At 71.6% G+C, this 20,302-nt stretch carries 15 protein-coding genes and 2 tRNA genes; 13 read left to right on the top strand and 4 right to left on the bottom strand.

Translation table 11 applies throughout. The features are described 5' to 3' along the window. Window positions 1-70 precede the first annotated feature (70 nt). The 6 genes from D5H75_RS09255 (at window position 71) to D5H75_RS09235 (ending at window position 5,080) form a co-directional block, all read left to right on the top strand. The gene (locus tag D5H75_RS09255) at window positions 71-391 is read left to right on the top strand and encodes a hypothetical protein (protein WP_119925876.1); all 321 of its coding nucleotides are present in this window, start codon (window positions 71-73) and stop codon (window positions 389-391) included. Window positions 392-479: 88 nt separating this feature from the next. Continuing rightward, window positions 480-1,901 (top strand): FtsK/SpoIIIE domain-containing protein, encoded by a 1,422-nt coding sequence (locus D5H75_RS09250; RefSeq protein WP_119925875.1) that lies wholly within the window; start codon window positions 480-482, stop codon window positions 1,899-1,901. Continuing rightward, window positions 1,898-2,056 (top strand): hypothetical protein, encoded by a 159-nt coding sequence (locus tag D5H75_RS41375; RefSeq protein ID WP_202637955.1) that lies wholly within the window; start codon window positions 1,898-1,900, stop codon window positions 2,054-2,056. The genes D5H75_RS09250 and D5H75_RS41375 overlap by 4 nt, the downstream gene beginning before the upstream one ends. After that, window positions 2,053-3,699: a replication initiator gene (locus D5H75_RS09245; RefSeq protein ID WP_119925874.1), complete on the top strand. Its 1,647-nt coding sequence runs from the start codon at window positions 2,053-2,055 to the stop codon at window positions 3,697-3,699. Before D5H75_RS41375 ends, D5H75_RS09245 begins: the two co-directional genes overlap by 4 nt. Further along, window positions 3,696-3,914: a helix-turn-helix domain-containing protein gene (locus D5H75_RS09240; protein WP_119925873.1), complete on the top strand. Its 219-nt coding sequence runs from the start codon at window positions 3,696-3,698 to the stop codon at window positions 3,912-3,914. The genes D5H75_RS09245 and D5H75_RS09240 overlap by 4 nt, the downstream gene beginning before the upstream one ends. Next, window positions 3,914-5,080, top strand: a complete 1,167-nt coding sequence (locus D5H75_RS09235; RefSeq protein WP_242454080.1) for a tyrosine-type recombinase/integrase — start codon at window positions 3,914-3,916, stop codon at window positions 5,078-5,080. Before D5H75_RS09240 ends, D5H75_RS09235 begins: the two co-directional genes overlap by 1 nt. A 59-nt stretch (window positions 5,081-5,139) precedes the next feature. Here D5H75_RS09235 and D5H75_RS09230 read toward each other — a convergent pair. Further along, window positions 5,140-5,213, bottom strand: a tRNA-Gly gene (locus D5H75_RS09230). Between the two features lie 88 nt (window positions 5,214-5,301). On the opposite strand from D5H75_RS09230, the gene D5H75_RS09225 reads away from it, so the two are divergent. Beyond that, window positions 5,302-5,375: transfer RNA gene (locus tag D5H75_RS09225), tRNA-Pro, on the top strand. A 414-nt stretch (window positions 5,376-5,789) separates the two neighbouring features. Here D5H75_RS09225 and D5H75_RS09220 read toward each other — a convergent pair. Both D5H75_RS09220 and D5H75_RS09215 read right to left on the bottom strand, forming a co-directional pair. Then, window positions 5,790-7,724: a tetratricopeptide repeat protein gene (locus tag D5H75_RS09220; RefSeq protein ID WP_119925871.1), complete on the bottom strand. Its 1,935-nt coding sequence runs from the start codon at window positions 7,722-7,724 to the stop codon at window positions 5,790-5,792. Window positions 7,725-8,087: 363 nt separating this feature from the next. Further along, the gene (locus tag D5H75_RS09215; protein ID WP_119925870.1) at window positions 8,088-8,489 is read right to left on the bottom strand and encodes an ATP-binding protein; all 402 of its coding nucleotides are present in this window, start codon (window positions 8,487-8,489) and stop codon (window positions 8,088-8,090) included. A gap of 404 nt (window positions 8,490-8,893) precedes the next feature. On the opposite strand from D5H75_RS09215, the gene D5H75_RS09210 reads away from it, so the two are divergent. The 6 genes from D5H75_RS09210 (at window position 8,894) to D5H75_RS09185 (ending at window position 17,555) form a co-directional block, all read left to right on the top strand. Then, on the top strand, window positions 8,894-9,760 hold the full coding sequence (locus D5H75_RS09210; protein ID WP_119925869.1) for a helix-turn-helix domain-containing protein: 867 nt from the start codon (window positions 8,894-8,896) through the stop codon (window positions 9,758-9,760). A 187-nt stretch (window positions 9,761-9,947) separates the two neighbouring features. Next, complete coding sequence (tig, locus tag D5H75_RS09205; RefSeq protein WP_119925868.1) at window positions 9,948-11,342, top strand: trigger factor; 1,395 nt, start codon at window positions 9,948-9,950, stop codon at window positions 11,340-11,342. A 544-nt stretch (window positions 11,343-11,886) separates the two neighbouring features. Next, entirely contained in the window at window positions 11,887-12,531 is a 645-nt protein-coding gene (locus D5H75_RS09200) for a ClpP family protease (RefSeq protein ID WP_202637954.1), read from the top strand. A 10-nt stretch (window positions 12,532-12,541) separates the two neighbouring features. Beyond that, window positions 12,542-13,183 (top strand): ATP-dependent Clp protease proteolytic subunit, encoded by a 642-nt coding sequence (locus tag D5H75_RS09195; protein ID WP_242454079.1) that lies wholly within the window; start codon window positions 12,542-12,544, stop codon window positions 13,181-13,183. A gap of 222 nt (window positions 13,184-13,405) precedes the next feature. Next, the gene (clpX, locus tag D5H75_RS09190; protein WP_119925866.1) at window positions 13,406-14,689 is read left to right on the top strand and encodes an ATP-dependent Clp protease ATP-binding subunit ClpX; all 1,284 of its coding nucleotides are present in this window, start codon (window positions 13,406-13,408) and stop codon (window positions 14,687-14,689) included. A 271-nt stretch (window positions 14,690-14,960) separates the two neighbouring features. Next, the gene (locus D5H75_RS09185) at window positions 14,961-17,555 is read left to right on the top strand and encodes a valine--tRNA ligase (RefSeq protein ID WP_340137755.1); all 2,595 of its coding nucleotides are present in this window, start codon (window positions 14,961-14,963) and stop codon (window positions 17,553-17,555) included. Window positions 17,556-18,032: 477 nt separating this feature from the next. Here the strand turns inward: D5H75_RS09185 and D5H75_RS09180 are convergent, their stop codons facing one another. Further along, complete coding sequence (locus D5H75_RS09180; protein ID WP_119925865.1) at window positions 18,033-20,240, bottom strand: transglycosylase domain-containing protein; 2,208 nt, start codon at window positions 20,238-20,240, stop codon at window positions 18,033-18,035. Between the last annotated feature and the right edge of the window lie 62 nt (window positions 20,241-20,302).

The following is a 20,302-nucleotide window of genomic DNA, read 5'->3' as shown; positions in this document are numbered from 1 at the left end:
GGCTCTTCGCGGCCGAGGTGGAGCGGATGTGGCACGAGTCGCACGCGGGCGGCGAGGAGGTGCGCGCCTGATGAACGGCTACGGCTACGTGACGATCTGCACCCGTCCGGGTGAGAAGCCGGATGTACAGGTGGCGATCTACCCGGACGAGCGGGCGCGGGTTCGGTACGGCGAGAGCGGGGGTCGGGGCTGGCTGCGGATCTCGCAGGGCGACGCGCAGGTCTCGATCGGGCTGGACGGGTCCGAGCTGGAGCCGGGGACGGTCGGGGCGGTGCGTGAGCTGGCTCAGGCGAGCGCGGCGATGCTGGCGCACTGCGAACGCCTCTACGCCGCGCGGAGCGTCGGCGACGAGCAGAGCAAGGACAAGGTCGGCCAGGGCGAGGCGGCCTGAGATGTGAAGCGGGGCCGCTGGAACTGGTCCTTCCGGCGGCCCCTGGTCTCTCCCAGAACGCGAATCCTTAGAGAGGAACCCCCATCTTATGCTGCGCAAACTGCCCGGGGACGTGACCCGGGAACTGGCCTCCACCACCCCCAATCAGCTCATGTTCCGCCCGACGGTGGTGCAGACTCCGGCGTTCTTCGTCATCTGCGCCACGCTCGGCCGTCTCCTCCGGGGCCTGGTGCTGACGGTCGTGCGGCACCCGCTCATCTGCGGGCTGCTGGCCCTGTTCGCGGCCGTCTGGGTGCGGGTGGGCTGGCAGGCGGCCGTACTGCCCGCGTCCCTGCTGGTCTGCACGCTGGTCGTGTGGATGTTCGCTGACCGGGACGGGTTCAACCGGTGGGTCGGCTGGCGGCTGCTGGCCTTCGGCCGCTGGTTCTGGCTGTACCGGCGGCACTGGCAGCCGGTCATGATCGTGACCGGGCTCGGCAAGCAGTACGGGGGGCGGGAGTTCCTGCCCCGGCTGGTGCGGGTCCGCTGCGGGCCGGTCTTCGACACCGTGACCGTCAAGATGCTGCACGGCCAGTCGGCGCAGGACTGGGCGGCCAAGTCCGATCACCTGGCGCACGGCTTCACCGCCGTGTCCTGCCGGGTGCGTACGGCCAAGCCGGGCCGGGTCGAGCTGGTCATGCCCCGCCGCGACCTCCTGGGAAGTCCGATTCCGGCCCTGCCCATCCCCGAGACCAGCGACCTGCAAGCGGTGGAGGTGGGGGTGTGCGAGGACGGCACTCCGTGGCGGCTGCGGGTGCACGGCACGCACGTGCTGGTGGCGGGGGCGACCGGGGCCGGCAAGGGCTCGGTGCAGTGGTCCATCATCCGGGGCCTGCTCCCCGCCGTACGCGCGGGCCTGGTCGAGCTGTGGGCGCTCGACCCGAAGGTGATGGAGCTGGCGTACGGCAGGGCGCTGTTCCACCGCTACGCCGCGACCGGGAAGGAGTGCGCCGACCTGCTGGAAGAGGCCGTGACCGCGATGCAGGCGCGGGCGGCCAAGTTCGCCGGGGTCACGCGCTCGCACACCCCGTCCAAGGCGTACCCGTTCACGCTGATCATCGTCGATGAGGTCGCGTTCCTGACCGCGTATCAGAGTGACCGGGACCTGAAGAAGCGGATCAACGACGCGCTTGCCACGCTCACCACGCAGGGGCGGGCGGTCGGCTTCGGGGTCCTGGCCGCGTTGCAGGACCCGCGCAAGGAGGTCATGAACGTCCGCAACCTGTTCCCCGACAAGATCGCCCTCCGCCTGGACGAGCCCGAGCAGGTGGACATGGTGCTTGGCGAGGGGGCGCGGGATCGGGGCGCGCTGGCCGATGCCATCTCCCACAACCCCGCCACGGGCGCCGGCGTCGGCTACGTCCGCGTCGAGACGAGCCCTGAGCCGGTACGGGTCCGGGCCGCCTACGTCTCCGACGCCGACATCCGCGCCATGGCCGAGGACTACGCGGTGACCGGGAGGGCCGCGTGATGGAGCCGCTGCACTTCCTGACCGGCCTGTGCTGCCCCACCTGCGGCACGCTCAACGCCTCCTGGCTCGACCCGTCCGCCTGCCTGGTGGAGTGCGGCGAGTGCGGCCAGACCTCCCACGCACTGATCGACCTGGGCGGGGGTGAGGCCCAGTGACGATCGAGGATCGGGGCACCTCCCGGGCGAGCAGGGTACGGCCCCCGCTCGCCCGGGAAGTCGTCGAGGCCGTAGCCGTCGAACACGGCGTGTGCATCCGCCCCGTGGCGCTCAAGCGGGTGGACCTGGAGTCGGGCAAGGTCGAGATCATCGACGCCCCGTGCGGGGCCACGTTGGAGAGCAAGTGCCCGAGCTGCGCCAAGCGGGCCAAGCAGCTCCGCGTCGCTCAGTGCCGCGAGGGCTGGCATCTGGACCATGAGCCGGTCACCGAGCGGGCCGACCCGGACGAGTACCAACGCTGGCTGATGGAAAAGCGCGCGGACGCCCAAGCCTGGCGCGAGGCGGCAGAGCGGGCAGGCGAGGACACGGCCGACTTCGACGCGCTGATCGTCGAACTAGAGGAGGAGTTGGCCAAGACCGGAGTCCGCGGGGCCGTCCTCCCCGGATCGGGCACGGTCGCGAAGCGCAAGCGCTCGACCCGGCGTCGCCAGGACGCCCCGGATCTGCCCCGCCGCAAGGTCGAGAACCGCACCGTAGGGCGCACGTTCACCGCCCCGGACGGCAAGGTCTACCGGCCCTCCCTCTTCGTGACCCTGACCTGCGACAGCTACGGCAAGGTCAAGGCCGATGGGACGCCGGTGGACCCGGCCGGCTACGACTACCGGCGGGCGGCCCGAGACGCGATCCACTTTCCCAAGCTGATCGACCGGTTCGTGCAGAACCTGCGCCGGGTCGCGGGCTACGACGTGCAGTACTTCGCCACCGTCGAACCCCAACGCCGCCTCGCCCCGCACGTCCACATGGCCGTACGCGGCACCCTCCCCAGGACAGAGGTCAAAGCCGTGGCCGCCGCGACGTACCACCAGGTGTGGTGGCCACCTTGCGATCGGGTCGTCTTCGACGGGGAACACCTGCCGGTCTGGGGCGGCGATGAGGTCGGCTACCTCGACCCGGCGACGGGGGAGGTCCTGCCGACCTGGGATCAGGCGCTCGATGCCCTCGACCAGGACGAACACGCGGAACCGCTGCACGTGGTCCGCTTCGGCCCCCAAACCGACGTCAAGGGCATCCTGTCCGGCACCCCGGACGCCGACCGCGCCCTGCGCTACCTGGCCAAATACCTCACCAAGAGCATCGCCGACTGCCACGAGCCCGACAGCGACGATCAGCGGGCACATCTCGCGCGGCTGGTCGAGGCGCTGCGCTACGAGCCGTGCTCGCCCACGTGCGCGAACTGGCTCCGGTACGGCGTGCAGCCCAAGAACGCCCGCGCCGGCCTGCGCCCCGGCCACTGCAAGGGCAAGGCCCACAAGGCCGAACACCTCGGCTACGCCGGACGCCGCGTCCTGGTCTCCCGCAAGTGGTCCGGCAAGACCCTGCGCGAGCACGCCCACGACCGCCGCGCCTGGGTCCTGGAACAACTCGGCCTCTCGGCAACCGGCGACGATCAGGCCACCCCGGAGCCGCGCCGGTTCTCCTGGCTCCCCGTCGCGCCCGGAGACCCGGCCGTACCCCCCATCACACACCGCCTGCTGCGGGCCGTGGCCGACCGCTCCCGCTGGCGCACCGCCGTACAACTCGCCCAAGCCAGAGCAGCCGGACAACCCACCCAAGATCTTTCGGCAATCGGGAGGGCGGCATGAACGCAGGTGAGCAGTTCTTTACCGTCGATGAGGCGGCCGAACGGCTCAACACCAAGCCCCGGTTCGTGCGGCGGCTGATCGAAGAGCGGCGCATCGTCTTCTGCCGGTTCGGACGGCATGTGCGCATCCCCGCAAGCGAACTGGACGCCTATGTCCGGGCGTCCCTCGTCCCCAAGATCACCCTAGACGGCTACGACCATGGGAGGGCCGCCTGATGCCCAAGCGACGTTTCGGCAGAGTGCGCGCGCTGCCGTCCGGCCGGTTCCAAGCCCGTTACCCCGGGCCTGACGGGATCGACCGGCCCGCCCCGTACACCTTCGCGAGCAAGAAGGACGCCGAGAAGTGGCTCGTGCTCAAGGAAGCCGAGATCACCGAAGGCCGCTGGACCGACCCCGACGCGGGCAAGGTGCGGTTCGAGACCTTCGCCCAGGACTGGGTGAACGAGCGCGCCGGCCTGCGCCCCCGAACGGTGCAGCTCTACAAGGGGTTGCTTCGGCTGCACCTGCTGCCGACCTTCGCTGACAAGACGATCGCTGAGATCAACGTGGGTGGAGTGCGGAAGTGGCGCACGCGGCTCCTCGACGCCGGGACCGGACCGGTGACCGTGGCGAAGGCGTACCGGCTGCTCAAGGCCATTCTCAACACGGCCGTCGATGACGGGCTGATCCCGCGCAACCCGTGTCGTATCAAGGGGGCCGGCAAGGAGGAGTCCCCCGAACGGCCCGTGCTCACGCTGGCCCAGGTCTTCGCCCTCGCCGACGCGATCGCACCCCGGTTCCGCGCGTTGGTGCTGCTCGCGGTCTTCTCTAGTCTCCGGTGGGGCGAACTGGTGGCGCTCCGGCGTAGGCATCTGGACACGGCGACGGGAACGATCAGGGTCGAGGTGACGGCCGTCGAGATCGGGAGGGGTGGGCTCGTCCTGGGGCCGCCCAAGAGCGACGCGGGCAAGCGTGTCGTGACCGTCCCCGCCATGCTGTTTCCGGAACTCCGGGCACACCTCGCCACCTACGCGCAGAAGGGGGATGAGGGCCTGATCTTCGTGGGACCCAAGGGCGCGATGCTGCGGCGGGGCAACTTCGCCAAGATCTGGAAGCAGGCCACCGAGGACGCGAAGATCCAGGGGTTCCACTTCCACGATCTTCGGCACACGGGCAACCACCTCGCGTCGCAGTCGGGGGCCTCACTCCGTGAACTGATGGCGCGGATGGGTCACGCCTCAACGCGGGCCGCGCTGATCTACCAGCACCGCACGGCCGAACGTGATCGCGCCATCGCCCAGGAGATCGGGAAGCTGGCGCAGCGGGAGCTGAGGCGGGGGAGGCCGGGCAAGAAGAAGATCGCCAAGGGATCGGGCACGCAGCGGGCACGGAAGATCGAATGAGCTTCCAAAATGATCAAGGCCCAGGCTCCGGATTGCCGGATGACCTGGGCCTTGGTGTGTGGAGCGGGTGACGGGAATCGAACCCGCATAGCCAGCTTGGAAGGCTGGAGCTCTGCCATTGAGCTACACCCGCGCGGTCCGGTCGGAGTCTGCTCTAGACTTCATCCGGTCGCCAAGGCGTAAGCGTACCGGTTCCGGGGGTGGGTTCGCGCCGTGGCGGGCGGGGCGTGGCGCAGCTTGGTAGCGCGCTTGCTTTGGGTGCAAGAAGTCGTGGGTTCAAATCCCGCCGCCCCGACCCAGGTTGACCTGCGAGAAGACCGTTTCCTTGGGTGGGGGCGGTCTTCTCGTCTTTTTGGGGCTCGATCGCCGAACGCGGGAGGACGCGCGGGGGAGTGTCCCTCCGCGCGTCCTCCCGCTGGTGCTCGGTAGCGCTGCCGCCGGGTGTCAGCAGCAGATCTCCTTGTTGGCCGCGGCGGCGGGGCCGGCGGTGGAGGCGGTGACGGCGGCGGCGATGCCGGCCGACATGAGGACGGCCAGGATGGCGGCGGCGACGCGACGGCGCATGGGGGGGTCTCCCTCGTCTCGGGGGTGCGGACACTCCAGATGATGGCCACGAGCGAGCGGCCCACGGTGACGATCCGCGCGCGGCGTGTTGTGAATCCGCGCACAGGGCGGGGCTCCCACGCGGCGCGATGCCGTCCGGGGATGTTCAGGGTGGAGGGGGAGCGCCGCCGGGGGGTTTCCGGAGGCGGGCCAGGTGGCGGCGGGCGGCGCGGGTCTGGGGGTGGGCGGGGCCCAGGGCGGCGGTGCGGAGGGCGACGATGTCGGTCAGCTCGCGCTCCGCCTCCTCCGCGCGGCCGGTGTCGCGGAGGATCCGGGCCAGGTTGTGGCGCGTGGAGAGCGTGTCGGGATGGCCGGGGCCGAGCAGGTCCGCGCGCAGGAGGAGGATCTCGCGGGTCTCGCGCTCGGCCTCGGCGAGGCGGCCGGTCCGCTGGAGCACCCGCGCCAGGTTGTGCCGGGTGGCCAGCGTGTCGGGGTGGGCGGGGCCGAGGACGCGGGACCGCGCCCCGAGGACCTCGCGGAACTCCCTCTCCGCCTCGGCGTACCGCCGGGAGTCCCGCAGCACCCGCGCCAGGTGGTGCCGGCTGGAGAGGGTCCGCGGGTGCTCCGGGCCGAGGGACTCCGTCCGCAGCCGCAGCACCTCGCGGATCTCGCGCTCCGCCTCCTCGGTGCGGCCGGTCCGGTTGAGCATGTTGGCCAGGTTCTGGCGGCTCCGCAGCGTGCGCGGGTGCGTACGGCCGCGGGCCACTGCGCCGAGTTCCGCCGCGCGGCCGTACGCCCGCGCCGCCAGCTCGTACCGCCCCTGCCGCGCCGCCGTGTCCGCGATGGAGTCCGCGTCGGCCGCCCGCGCCGCGTGCGCCACGGCGGCCCGCGCCACCAGGCCGGCGACGCGGGCGTGCGGGCCCGCGGCCTTCTGCCGCGCGTCCACCAGGTAGTCCGACACCGTGAACCCGCCGTCCGCCGGGTCCAGCAGCCCCGTTCCGGCCGTGCGGGGCCGCGTCGCCCACTCCCAGGCCTCCTCCGGCGTCTCCGGCCGCAGCCGCGCCCCGCCCCGCGAGCCGAGGTACCGCTCGTGCAGCTCCTCCAGCAGCGCCCGGGGCAGCGGCCCGGCGAACCCCGCCCGCCGGCAGTCGATCGCCGCCTCCACCAGCGCCGCGCCGCGCGGCCGCGCGCCCGCGTCCCAGCCGCTCTCCAGGTCCTCGCGCAGCTCCGGCCCGGCGGCCAGGTGCTCGGCGAGCCCGTGCTCGCCCGCCCGCCGCAGCGCGGCCGTGATCCGCGGGTCCCCGGCCGCCGCGGCCCGCTCGCGCTCGGCGGCCGAGAAGATGCGGGACAGCCGGACCACGTGCGCCAGGGCGAGGATCCTCCGCACCTCGCGCACCGCGTGGGCGTCCCCGCCTCCGGTCAGCCGCTCGTGCTCGGCCCCCCGCAGCGTGGCCAGGATCACCCCGCCGGCGTCCGTCACCCGCGCGATCGCCCCGCGCGTCAGCCCGCCGCCGCCCAGGAACCGCTCCAGGTCGCCGAGCCACAGCACCGCCGCCTCCCGCCGTACGGCCCGCTCGACGGCGGCCGCCAGCCCCTCCCGGTCGTGGGGCGCGAGCAGCAGGTGATCGGGCAGCGCCGCGCGCACCGCCTCGTAGGCCGTCCGCGACTTGCCCGCCGCCGAGTCCCCCAGGAGCAGGACGAACCCGCCCGCCGCCAGCCGTTCGCGCACCGCCGCGTCCGCGTCCCTGGGCACGTACGCGGGGACGCGCCCCTCCCGTCCCTCCCCGGCGATCGAGGGATGCGTGCCGAGCGCGATGGGGTCGTCCAGATCCCGCACCCGGGGGACCCGCCCGCCCGGCAGCAGGAGCACGCCGTCCCGCAGCCGCGTCTCCAGTTCCTCCCGCCGCGCCGCGCCCCGCCGGTGCCGCTCCTGCCACACGCCCCCGACGGCCGTCACCGCCGCCGCCCCGAGCGCCGCCCCGCCGAGCGCCCACGGGCTCGTCACCTGCGCCGCCGCCAGCACCGCAGGCGCCGCGCCCGCCGCCGCGACCCCCGCCACGGCGACCGGCGCCCACCCGTCCCGCCCTCGCCCCGTGCCCACGCGGCCCCCTCTCGCCGGCCCTGAGCCCAGCATCGCCCCCGCGCGCCGCCCCGCAAATCCCTCTTCGCGCGCCTCGCACCCTTTCTTCCGCCTTTCTCGGCCCGTGCGGCCCGGGCCCGCCGTACGGCCCCGGGCCCGCGCGCCGTACGGAAGGCACGGCACGAGGGGAGGCACGGCACGAGGGGTGGCGCGGCAGGCCCGCCTCACGCGGGCGCCGGCCGTACGGCATGAGCGCGGCGCGGGCCGGGCCCGCCGGGGAGAGAAGAGGAGGGCGCGGAGGAGGCGGGCCGGGGGAGGGCACGCCGAAGCGGGCGCGAGCGGCGGGGCCGCGCCCAGGGCGTACGGGAAGAAGGGAGAAGGGTGTCAGGCGGTGGCGTCGAAGAGGGCCCAGACCGCCTTGCCGCCGGTGTCGAGGATGTCGCAGCCCCAGCGGCGGCTGTAGATCTCGACGACGTGCAGCCCGCGCCCGTTCTCCTGGCAGTAGTCGGGGGAGCGGACCACGGGCAGGTCCTGGCTGGGGTCGGTGACCGCGCAGAGGACCTCGGTGCCGCGCCGGGCCAGCATCAGGGTGATGGGCCGGTCGAAGGTCGGGAACAGGCCGTACCGCAGCGCGTTGGTGACCAGCTCCGAGACCACGAGGACGGCGTCGTCGGACAGCGACTCAAGGCCCCACTCCGACAACGTGCTGCGGGTGACGTCCCGGGCCGCCCGGACGGAGCTGGACTGCGGCGGGAGGGTGCGCTGCACGGCCGTGGAGCTTGCCATCACGTGGGTGATTCCAATCGAGGGGAACGACAACGAGGTGGCGGTCACGGGGTCGCCGGGCTCCGCCGACGTCGCCCATGTACGGCCTGCCGTCATCGCTGCCCCCAAAGATCCCGGTCAGTCAAGATTGAGCAGGAGTGCACCTTAAGACCAATATGCACGACCGCCATCATGCGTCACGCCTCCCGCATCTGCAAGGCCCAAATGCACGTGCAAGTGACTCGTGCACCTGCGCGCGTCATTCGCAGGTGCACGCATCGGCCTCAGGGAGTACGGTCATCACCACACGGTGACTCCTCCGCGACGGAGTGTCGTTACTCGCCGGTACGTCACAGCCCGGAAACGTCTCTTGTCACTGAGATCATTTGTCGCCAAACTTGGCTGCCTCAGACCGAGGAGAGGGAATGACGCCAGAACAGGCGGGCAGCGGCCCCACCGCGCTGCGCATCCTGCTCGGTTCCCAGTTGCGCAAACTCCGCGAGGAGAAGGGGATCTCCCGCGATGAGGCCGGCTACCAGATCCGCGCGTCCGGATCCAAGATCAGCCGGTTGGAGCTCGGCCGGGTCGGCTTCAAGGAGCGCGACGTCGAGGACCTGCTGACGCTGTACGGCGTGGACGACCGGGAGGCGCGGGACGCCATGCTGTCCCTCGTGCGGCAGGCCAACGAGCCCGGCTGGTGGCACAAGTTCAGCGACGTCCTGCCCTCGTGGTTCCAGGCGTACATCGGCCTGGAGGAGGCGGCCTCCCGGATCCGCACGTACGAGGTGCAGTTCATCCCCGGGCTGCTGCAGACGGAGAGGTACGCCCGCGCCGTCATCTCCATGGGCAACCCCGTCCCGCCGCCCGACGAGCTGGAGCGCCGGGTCCGCATGCGGATGACCCGCCAGGCGGCGCTGCGGCGGGAGGGCGAGTTCATCTTCTGGGCCGTGATCGACGAGGCCGCCCTGCGGCGCCCGATCGGCGGCAAGGAGGTCATGCGCGAGCAGCTCGAGCACCTCATGGCGCTGATGGACCGTCCCAACATCACCATCCAGGTGATGCCGTTCGAGTTCGGCGGCCACAGCGCGGAGGGCGGCGCGTTCAGCATCCTCCGCTTCCCCGACCGCGAGCTCCCCGACGTGGTGTACGTGGAACAGCTCGCGAGCGCCCTCTACCTCGACAAGCGCGAGGATGTGGACCGTTACAGCGAGGCGATGGAGCGCCTCTGCGCGGACAGCACGACCCCCGGTCAGACGGCGGCCTTGCTCAATAAGATCATCGCTGACTTCTGATGCGTCGACCCAAGTGACGCGGGGCGGTGCTTGACTGCCCTAGACTGACGGGCGGCGCAGGACAGCCGCCACAGTGGACCATGCCCCGCGCCGCTCAGTGGGCGCGGGTAGCGCGACTGCCCGCGGTAGCCGTACGGCAGAACGCGCCCGCGATCACTCGAAGACTTAAGCCCAAGGAGACCACCCCGTGAAGACCGCTGTCGAGGAGCTCACCCCGACCCGGGTGAAGCTCACCGTCGAGGTGCCGTTCGCTGAGCTGGAGCCGAGCCTCCAGGCGGCCTACAAGAAGGTCGCGCAGCAGGTGCGCGTCCCCGGCTTCCGCCCCGGCAAGGTGCCGGCCCGCGTGATCGAGCAGCGCTTCGGCCGCGGCGTGGTGCTCGAGGAGGCCATCAACGAGGCGGTCCCTCAGTTCTACAGCCAGGCCGTCGAGGAGTCCGAGCTGTTCCCGGTGAGCCAGCCGGACCTCGAGGTCACCAAGATCGATGACGGCAAGGAGCTGGAGTTCACCGCCGAGGTGGACGTCCGCCCCGCCTTCGACCTGCCGTCCTACGACGACATCGAGGTGACGGTCGACAGCGCCGTCGTCACCAACGAGGACATCGACGAGCAGCTCGACAACCTGCGCGACCGGTTCGCCACCCTGACCGGCGTGGACCGCCCGGCGCAGAACGGCGACTTCGTCTCCATCGACCTCGCCGCCTCGATCAACGGCGAGAACCTCGAGGACCAGCAGGCCGGTGGGATCTCCTACCAGGTCGGCGGCGGCTCGGTGCTGGAGGGCCTGGACGACAACCTGGTGGGCATGTCCGCCGGCGAGTCCAAGACCTTCACCTCGGTCCTGGTCGGCGGCGCGAACGCCGGCGAGGAGGCCGAGATCACCGTCACGGTCAACAGCGTCAAGGAGAAGGTCCTCCCCGAGGCCGACGACGAGTTCGCCCAGACCGCGAGCGAGTTCGACACCCTTGAGGAGCTGCGCGCCGACATCGCCAAGCGCGTCGAGCAGAACAAGAAGCTGCGCCAGGTCACCCAGGCCCGCGAGAAGGCCGTCCAGGCCCTCCTGGACAAGATCGACATCCCGCTGCCCGAGAGCGCGATCGAGGCCGAGATCAAGGAGCGCGAGCACCAGCTCGGCCACGAGATCGAGAACACCGGCCTCAGCCGCGAGATCTACCTCAAGGCCCGCGGCACCTCCGAGGAGGAGCTGCGCAAGGACTTCGAGGAGAGCTCCCGCAAGGCGCTCAAGACCGGCTTCGTCCTCGACAAGGTCGTCAAGCAGCGTGAGATCGGCGTCTCGCAGGACGAGCTCACCGAGTTCGTCGTCAACCAGGCGATGCGCATGGGCGTGGCCCCCAACCAGCTCGCCCAGCACCTGGCCGACAGCGGCCAGCTCACGCTGGCGATGATGGAGGTCGTCCGCAACAAGGCCGCCGCCGCCGTCGCCGACGAGGCCAGGGTCGTCGACACCGACGGCAACGAGGTGGACCTCAAGGCGATCTACGCCGAGATCAACGCCCAGGTCGGCGAGACCGTCGAGGCCGGCGACACCGAGGATGCCGCCGAGAACGAGGCCGAGAAGGCCTGACGCCCGGCCGCGCCCGGGATCGAGCCGGACCGCCCGATGCGGTGGCCCGGCCCGGATCGGCCTGAGCCGGCGCGCCCCGCGCCCGCCTGATCGGCGCCGGGCCGAGCCGATAGGTGCCGACCGGAGCCGATCGAGGCCGATCGGAACCGGTTCGCGCCGGCCTGTGCCGGTCCGTGCCGAGCGGTCCGGCGCCGTCCGAGTTACGCGAGAAGCCCCCGCCCCTCCGGCGGGGGCTTCTCGCGTTCCCGCCCGCGCGCACCGGCCGGGGGATGCGGTACGGCCCGCGCCCGCGTTCCCCGCGGCGGAGATCGGGTAGGCCGTGCCGTACGACCTGAAAGCACGGGTGACCTGGGGGGACGCCACCGGTGCGAGGCCGGGGCCGCGGGGTGCGCGACAGGGCGTACGCGCACCGTGGCGGGCCGGTCAACACCGGGGGCCTGCGCCTTCAGCGAACAGGCGGGCATGGCGTCTCGCCCTGCCCTCGGGGCGCGTTAGGGTCGCAATCACAAGCCAAAACGCCAACGACTCCGGAGTAGGTGAAGCTGTGACCAGCCCGCCGACCTTCAACCAGCCTGTGCTGGGGCCCGTCTCGCGTCAGCGTGACAACGGTTCCCTTCGGCTTCTTGAGGACCAGCTCTTCCACCGGCTGCTGCGCGAGCGCATCGTGTTCCTCGGCACCCAGGTCGACGACGAGGTCGCCAACCGGATCTGCGCCGAATTGCTGCTGCTGGCGGCCGACGACCCAGACCGCGACATCTACCTTTACATCAACTCGCCGGGCGGCTCCGTCACGGCGGGCATGGCCATCTACGACATGATGGAATACGTTCCGAACGACGTCGCCACCGTGGCCATGGGCCTGGCGGCGTCGATGGGGCAGTTCCTGCTGTGCGCCGGCGCGCCGGGCAAGCGTTACGCCCTGCCGCACGCCCGGGTCATGATGCACCAGCCGTCCGGCGGGATCGGAGGCACCGCCGCCGACATCGCGATCCAGGCCGAGCAGATGCTCTACGTCAAGAAGACCCTCGCCGAGCGCATCGCCCAGCACACCGGTCAGCCGCTCGAGGTCATCGAGCGCGACTCCGACCGCGACCGCTGGTTCACCGCCGATGAGGCCAAGGACTACGGCTTCATCGACCAGGTGGTGCGGAGCGCCCGCCAGGTGCCCTCCGACGGCGCCGTTTCCTGAGGAGCCACAGTTGAGTGAGCTGATCAGGCCCGAGATCACGGGCCGCTACGTGCTTCCGTCGTATGTCGAGCGCACGACATACGGCGTGAAGGAGATGAATCCCTACAACAAGCTCTTCGAGGAGCGCATCATCTTCCTCGGAGTGCAGATCGACGACGCCTCCGCCAACGACGTGATGGCGCAGCTCCTCACGCTGGAGTCGATCGACCCCGACCGGGACATCAGCATCTACATCAACTCGCCGGGCGGGTCGTTCACGTCCCTCATGGCGATCTATGACACGATGCAGTTCATCCGGCCGGACATCCAGACCGTGTGCCTGGGCCAGGCCGCGTCCGCCGCGGCCGTGCTGCTCGCGGGCGGCACCCCCGGCAAGCGGTTCGCCCTGCCCAACACGCGGGTGCTGATCCACCAGCCGTCCAGCGAGGGCGGCGGCCAGGGCAGCGACATCGAGATCCAGGCGCGCGAGATCCTGCGCATGCGGTCGCTGCTCGAGGAGATCATCGCCAAGCACAGCGGCAAGTCCCCGGACGAGGTCCGCCGCGACATCGAGCGCGACAAGATCCTCACCGCGGAGGAAGCCAAGGCCTACGGCCTGATCGACGAGATCTTCACGACGCGCAAGAAGAAGACCCAAGCGGTCGCCTCCTAGGCTCGCCTCCCGCGCGGCCTCCTGCGCCCCCGCGAACCACGGGGTGACGGAGTGCCGCGCGGGGCGCCGGGCCGGTGCCCCAAGGGGCATGTTCCGGTGCGACTCGCTGACAGGGGGCTCACTGATGCCCCGAGAGACGGTAACGTCGAAACCTGAGTGGACGACATTTCTGCCCGGGTCCGGACATCATCAGGGCGCGGTTCCACGCAAAGGAGTAGCTGGGTGGCACGCATCGGCGACGGGGGAGACCTGCTCAAATGCTCGTTCTGCGGCAAGAGCCAGAAGCAGGTCAAGAAGCTCATCGCCGGTCCCGGCGTGTACATCTGCGATGAGTGCATCGATCTCTGCAACGAGATCATCGAAGAGGAGCTGAGCGAGTCCTCCGAGCTGAAGTGGGACAACCTGCCGAAGCCCCGGGAGATCTACGAGTTCCTCGACGCCTACGTCATCGGCCAGGAGAAGGCCAAGAAGGCCCTCAGCGTCGCGGTCTACAACCACTACAAGCGGGTCCAGTCCGGCAGCAACGAGCGAGGCCGCGAGGACGGCGTCGAGCTCGCCAAGTCCAACATCCTCCTCCTCGGCCCCACAGGCTCCGGCAAGACCCTGCTCGCCCAGACCCTGGCCAAGATGCTCAACGTGCCCTTCGCGATCGCGGACGCCACCGCGCTGACCGAGGCGGGCTACGTCGGCGAGGACGTCGAGAACATCCTCCTCAAGCTCATCCAGGCGGCCGACTACGACGTCAAGAAGGCCGAGACCGGGATCATCTACATCGACGAGGTGGACAAGATCGCTCGCAAGAGCGAGAACCCGTCGATCACCAGGGACGTGTCGGGCGAGGGCGTCCAGCAGGCGCTGCTGAAGATACTGGAGGGCACCACCGCGAGCGTGCCGCCGCAGGGCGGGCGCAAGCACCCCCACCAGGAGTTCATCCAGATCGACACCACCAACGTGCTGTTCATCTGCGGCGGGGCGTTCGCCGGGCTCGACAAGATCATCGAGTCGCGCATCGGCAAGAAGGGCATCGGCTTCAACGCGGTCATCCACTCCAAGGACGAGGTCGAGGCCGCCGACAGCTTCGCCGACGTCATGCCGGAGGACCTGCTGAAGTTCGGGATGATCCCCGAGTTCGTGGGCCGTCTCCCGGTCATCACCAGCGTGCACAACCTCGACCGCGAGGCCCTGATCGCCATCCTCACCGAGCCGCGCAACGCCCTGGTGAAGCAGTACCGCCGGCTGTTCGAGCTCGACGGCGTGGAGCTGGAGTTCACCGACGACGCGCTGGAGGCCATCGCCGACCAGGCGATCCTGCGCGGCACCGGCGCCCGCGGCCTGCGCGCGATCCTGGAGGAGGTGCTCCTCTCGGTCATGTACGAGGTGCCCAGCCGCGAGGACGTCGCCCGCGTCGTCATCACCCGCGAGGCCGTGCTGGAGCACGTCTACCCGACGCTGATCCCGCGCGACCAGATCACCGCCAAGCGCACCCCGCGCGAGAAGAGCGCCTGACAGGCCCCTTCGACCCCCGTACGGCCCGCGCCCGCCCGGCGCGGGCCGTACGCCGTTCCGGACCCGGGGCGTACGCCGTTCCGGGTCCGGGGCGGCCGGCGTGCCGGACCCGTGGCGGACGGCGTGCCGTTCCGGGACCCGGGGGCGGGCGCGGCGCGGCCCGCGCGGGCGGCGGGCGGCGCGGGCGTACGGGAGCGGGGTATGAAAGGGTTGTCCACAAGGGGTGGCGGACGGCGCGGGCGGGGGCGCGGAGTCCCTACACTTGACCTTTGTGACGAAGCCTGAACTGCCTACCCAGTACACCCCCGCGGACGTCGAGACCCGAAGCTACGAGCAGTGGGTGGCCGACGGACGGTTCCACGCGGACTCTGGCAGCGACAAGGCGCCGTACACCATCGTATTGCCGCCCCCCAACGTCACCGGCTCGCTCCACGTCGGGCACGCCCTCGACCACTCGATCCAGGACGCCCTGACCCGGCGCGCCCGCATGCGCGGGTTCGAGACGCTGTGGCTTCCGGGCATGGACCACGCCGGCATCGCCACCCAGAACGTCGTGGAGCGCGAGCTGGCCAAGGAGGGCCTGTCCCGCCACGACCTGGGCCGCGAGCGGTTCGTCGAGCGCGTCTGGCAGTGGAAGGCCGAGTCCGGCGGCAAGATCCTGGGCCAGATGAAGCGGCTCGGCGACGGTGTCGACTGGGACCGCGAGCGCTTCACCATGGACGAGGGCCTGTCCCGCGCCGTCCAGACGATCTTCAAGCGGCTCTTCGACGACGGGCTGATCTACCGCGCCGAGCGCATCATCAACTGGTGCCCCCGCTGCCTGACCGCCCTGTCCGACATCGAGGTCGAGCACAGCGAGGACGAGGGCGAGCTCGTCTCCATCCGCTACGGCGACGGCGACGCGAGCATCGTGGTCGCGACCACCCGCGCCGAGACCATGCTGGGCGACACGGCCGTGGCCGTCCACCCCGGTGACGAGCGCTACGCCCACCTGGTCGGCACCGAGGTCGAGCTGCCGCTGACCGGCCGCCGCATCCCGGTCGTGGCCGACGAGCACGTCGACCCGGAGTTCGGCACCGGCGCGGTCAAGGTCACCCCGGCCCACGACCCCAACGACTTCGAGATCGGCCGCCGCCACGACCTGCCGTCGCTGACGGTCATGGACGAGCGCGGCGTGGTCACCGCCCACGGCCCGTTCGAGGGGCTGGACCGGTTCGAGGCGCGCCCCGCGGTCGTCGCCGCGCTGCGCGAACAGGGCCGCATCGTCGCCGAGAAGCGGCCCTACCTCCACTCGGTGGGCCACTGCTCGCGCTGCAAGACCGTCGTCGAGCCGCGCCTGTCGCTGCAGTGGTTCGTCTCGGTCGGGCCGCTGGCCAAGGCCGCGGGTGACGCCGTGCGCGACGGCCGCACCGTGATCCACCCGCCGGAGCTGGCCAAGCGCTACTTCGACTGGGTGGACGACATGCACGACTGGTGCATCTCGCGCCAGCTCTGGTGGGGCCACCGCATCCCGGTGTGGTACGGCCCGGCGGGCGAGGTCGTGTGCGTCGGCCCCGACGAGGAGCCGCCCGCCGGCTACACGCAGGACCCCGACGTGCTCGACACGTGGTTCTCCAGCGGCCTGTGGCCGATCTCCACCCTGGGCTGGCCCGAGGACACCGAGGCGCTGCGCAAGTTCTACCCGACCACCGTGCTCGTCACCGGCTACGACATCCTGTTCTTCTGGGTCGTCCGGATGATGATGTTCGGGCTGTACGCCATGGACGGGCAGCCGCCGTTCCGCACGGTCGCGCTGCACGGCATGGTTCGCGACCAGTTCGGCAAGAAGATGTCCAAGTCGTTCGGCAACGTCGTGGACCCGCTCGACTGGATCGAGCGCTTCGGCGCCGACGCCACCCGGTTCACGCTGCTGCGCGGGGCCAACCCCGGCTCCGACGTGGCGATCAGCGAGGAGTGGGCGGCCGGCTCGCGCAACTTCTGCAACAAGATCTGGAACGCCACCCGGTTCGCGCTGCTCAACGGCGCCACCGTGGCGGCCCCGCTGCCCCCGCCGGCCGAGCTGACCGCGACGGACCGCTGGATCCTGGCCCGCCTCAACGAGGTGATCACCGAGGTCGACGGCTACTTCGAGGACTTCGAGTTCGCGAAGGTGTCGGACGCGCTCTACCACTTCGCCTGGGACGAGGTCTGCGACTGGTACGTCGAGCTGGCCAAGGTCCAGATCGCGCGGGGCGGTGAGGAGGCCGACCGCACGCGTCTGGTGCTCGGCCACGTCTTCGACGCGCTGCTGCGGCTGCTCCACCCGCTCACGCCGTTCGTCACCGAGGAGCTGTGGCGGGCGCTCACCGGCGAGGACTCGATCACCGTCGCCGCCTGGCCCGGGGCCGACCCGGCCTACGCCGACCCGGCCGCCACGGCCGAGATCCTCGCGCTCCAGGACCTCATCACCGAGGTCCGCCGCTTCCGCTCCGACCAGGGCCTCAAGCCCGGCCAGCGGGTGGCGGCCCGGCTGGTGGGGATGGAGTCGAGCCCGGTGTCGGCCCACGAGGAGGCGGCCCGCAGCCTGCTCCGCCTCGACGCGCCCTCCGGCGCGTTCAGCCCGACGGCGACCCTGACCGTCCAGGGCGTGACCGTGGAGATCGACACCGCGGGCGCGATCGACGTCGCCGCCGAGCGCAAGCGCCTGGAGAAGGACCTCGCGGCCGCCCGCAAGGAACTCGCCCAGGCCACCGGCAAGCTGGCCAACGCCCAGTTCATGTCCAAGGCCCCCGAGGACGTGGTCGTCAAGACCCGCGCCCGCGAGTCCCAGGCCAGGGCCGACATCGAGCGCATCGAGGCCCAGCTCGCCGCCCTCCCCGCCACCTGACCCCCTCGCCCGCCGAGGGCACCCGACCCGGCCCCGCCGTGACCGAAAGGCTCACGCGCGGGGCCACCCCATTCCACCCCCAGGCCACGCCCGGCCCTCCCGACCCCACCCCCCAGCCCGCCCCCCTGGGCTCGCCCGCGCGGCCTGGGCTTCGCGCGCCGCCGCGAGCGTCATCCGGGGCACCCTGACCCCCACCTGCGAACTCCCCGTCCGGGTCCCCGGCCTCCGCCGACCCGCGCCGCCCGCCGCACGTCCTCCGCCAGGCCGTACGGCTCACACGCCCTCGGCCGGGGCCATCCGCCGTGATCGTCTTCCCGCCCCGCGTCCCCTTCTCGCCGTGATCATGCGGTTTCATGCACACCCTGTGCGCGAAACCGCATGATCACGGCGAGGTCGTGCGTCTGTGAACCGAGGGTGCTCGCGGGGTGGAGGACAGTGGAAAGCCCCGGCCGGGGGCCGGGGCCGTGGGGATGGTTCCTACCTGGGGTCCGGGGTGGGGGAGCGGGAGTCCTTCTGGGCGTCCGGCGCTTCGGGGTTGGCGGGGGAGCCGGGGTTGTCGGTGGAGTCGGGCGTGGCGGGCTCTTCCCGGGCGGGGGGTTCGGGGTGGTCGCCGCCGAGGAAACGGGAGGCCGGGGGCGGAAAGGCGTGCGAGGGGGTCCCGCGGAGGGCCTCGCGCATCGTGTCCACCCAGATGGGGCCCGGGAGGGCGGAGCCGTCCACGTAACCGTGGACGCGGTCGCCGATCCGGACGTTCACGAGCTTGTGGGCGTAGGCGCCGCGGGGGTCCCCCACGCTGACGGCGGCGGCCAGGTCCGGCGTGAAGCCGGCGAACCAGGCGGCCGAGTAGCCGTCCGTGGTGCCGGTCTTGCCCGCCGCCGGGCGGCCGATCCCGCCCACGCCGCTCATCGTGCCCCGCGTGAAGACCCCGGTCATCACGTGCGCGGCCGCGTCGGCGACCTCCTCCGGCAGCGCCTGCCGGCACTCGGGCGCGACCCGCCTGACCCGCCCCGTGGCGTACCCGACCTCGGTGATCGCGCGCGGGGCGCAGTACCGGCCCCGGGCGGCGAAGGCGGCGTAGGCGGAGGCCACCGTCACCGGGTCGGTCTCGTTGACGCCCAGCGTGAAGGTGGGCACCTCGCGCAGCGGCCTGCCGTCGGCCCGCTTGATCCCCAGGCGCTTGGCGACCTTGACCACGTCGCACAGGCCGACCTCGCGCTCCAGCATCATGTAGAACACGTTCACCGAGTTCCACGTGCCGGTCTCCAGGGTGTAGACCCCGGCCGAGCCCTCACCGGCGTCGTTGTAGACGCGGGAGACCGGGTCGTTCACCGGGCGGCCCCGGCAGTCGCGGAAGCCCGACTCGGCCACGTAGAAGTCGCCGCCGAGGTACCCGTCCTCGAAGCGCTTCCCCTTCTCCAGCGCCGCCGCCAGCGTGAACGGCTTGAACGTCGAGCCCGCCTGGAACCCGGCCCCGCCGCCGTGCGCCGCGTCGGCGACCACGTTGTAGTGGATCCGGCCCTTGCCCGTGCCGTACGGCCGGCTGGCGGCCATCGCCCGCACGTTCCCGGTGCCCGGCTCGACCAGGGCCTGGGCGGCGACCGGCCCGTCGGAGGGGTTCACCCGGCGGTCGATCGCCTTCTGCGCCGCCCGCTGCGCCTCCGGGTCCAGCGTGGTCCTGATCCGCAGCCCGCCCCGGTAGAGCAGCCTCTCCCGGTCCGCCCGGGTCTTGCCGTACGCCGGGTCGTTCAGGATCTCGTGCTGCACGTAGACGCAGAAGTAGGCGTAGCGGCTCTCCTCGCACCCGCCGCTGGCCGGCTTCGGCCGCAGGCCCAGCGGCGCGGCCTTCGCCCGGGCGAGCTCATGGGACGTCAGGTGCCCCAGCTCGGCCATCCGGTCCAGCACCACGTTCCGCCGCTCGCGCGTCTCGCGCTCGGACGCCTTCCGCTCGGCGCGGCTCAGCCGGGGGTTCGCCCACGCCTCGTACCTGCTGGGCCAGTGGATCACCCCCGCCAGCGTCGCGGCCTCGGTCAGCGTCAGCGCGCTCGCCGGCTTGCCGAAGAACCGCCGCGCGGCGGCCTGCACGCCGTACGCGCCGGCGCCGAAATAGGAGATGTTGAGGTACTTCTCCAGGATCTGGTCCTTGGTGTACTTCTGCTCCACCGCGATGGCCGCGCGCAGCTCGCTCAGCTTCCGGGCGTACGTCGGGGCGGTCGCCGCGCGGTACTCCTTCTCGTCCTCCGCGTTCTCCATCAGCACGTTCTTGACGTACTGCTGGGTCAGCGACGACGCGCCCTGCCGCACGTCCCCGGCCCGCAGGTTCTCGGTGGCGGCCCGGAGGACGCCCTTGAGGTCCATCGCCCCGTGCTCGTAGAAGCGCGAGTCCTCGATGTCCACGACCGCCCGCCGCAGCACCGGCGCCACCTTCGACAGCGGCACCGACTCCCGGTTCGCGGCGTAGAACTGCGCGAACGGCCGGCCGTTCACGTCGTACAGCTTCGTGACCTGCGCGAGCGGCTTCTCCACGAGGTCCGCCGGCATGCCCTGGAAGCCCTCGGCCGCCCCCTGCGCCGCCAGCCCCGCGCCGCCGATCGCGGGCAGACCCAGCCCCGCGACCAGCACGCCGGCCAGCGCCGCCGCGCCCAGCAGCCGCACCCCGGCCCCCAACCGCGACCGCTCCGCGCTCATACGATCCTTCCGTCGGTCCCGCATCACACCCCGCCCCTCGGTTGGTCGCGGAAAAGTGGCCT

The sequence above is a fragment of the Bailinhaonella thermotolerans genome (assembly GCF_003594875.1).
GTDB lineage: Bacteria > Actinomycetota > Actinomycetes > Streptosporangiales > Streptosporangiaceae > Bailinhaonella > Bailinhaonella thermotolerans.
The sequence above is the reverse complement of the archived record's forward strand: the minus strand, read 5'-3'. Positions and strand labels throughout refer to the sequence as shown.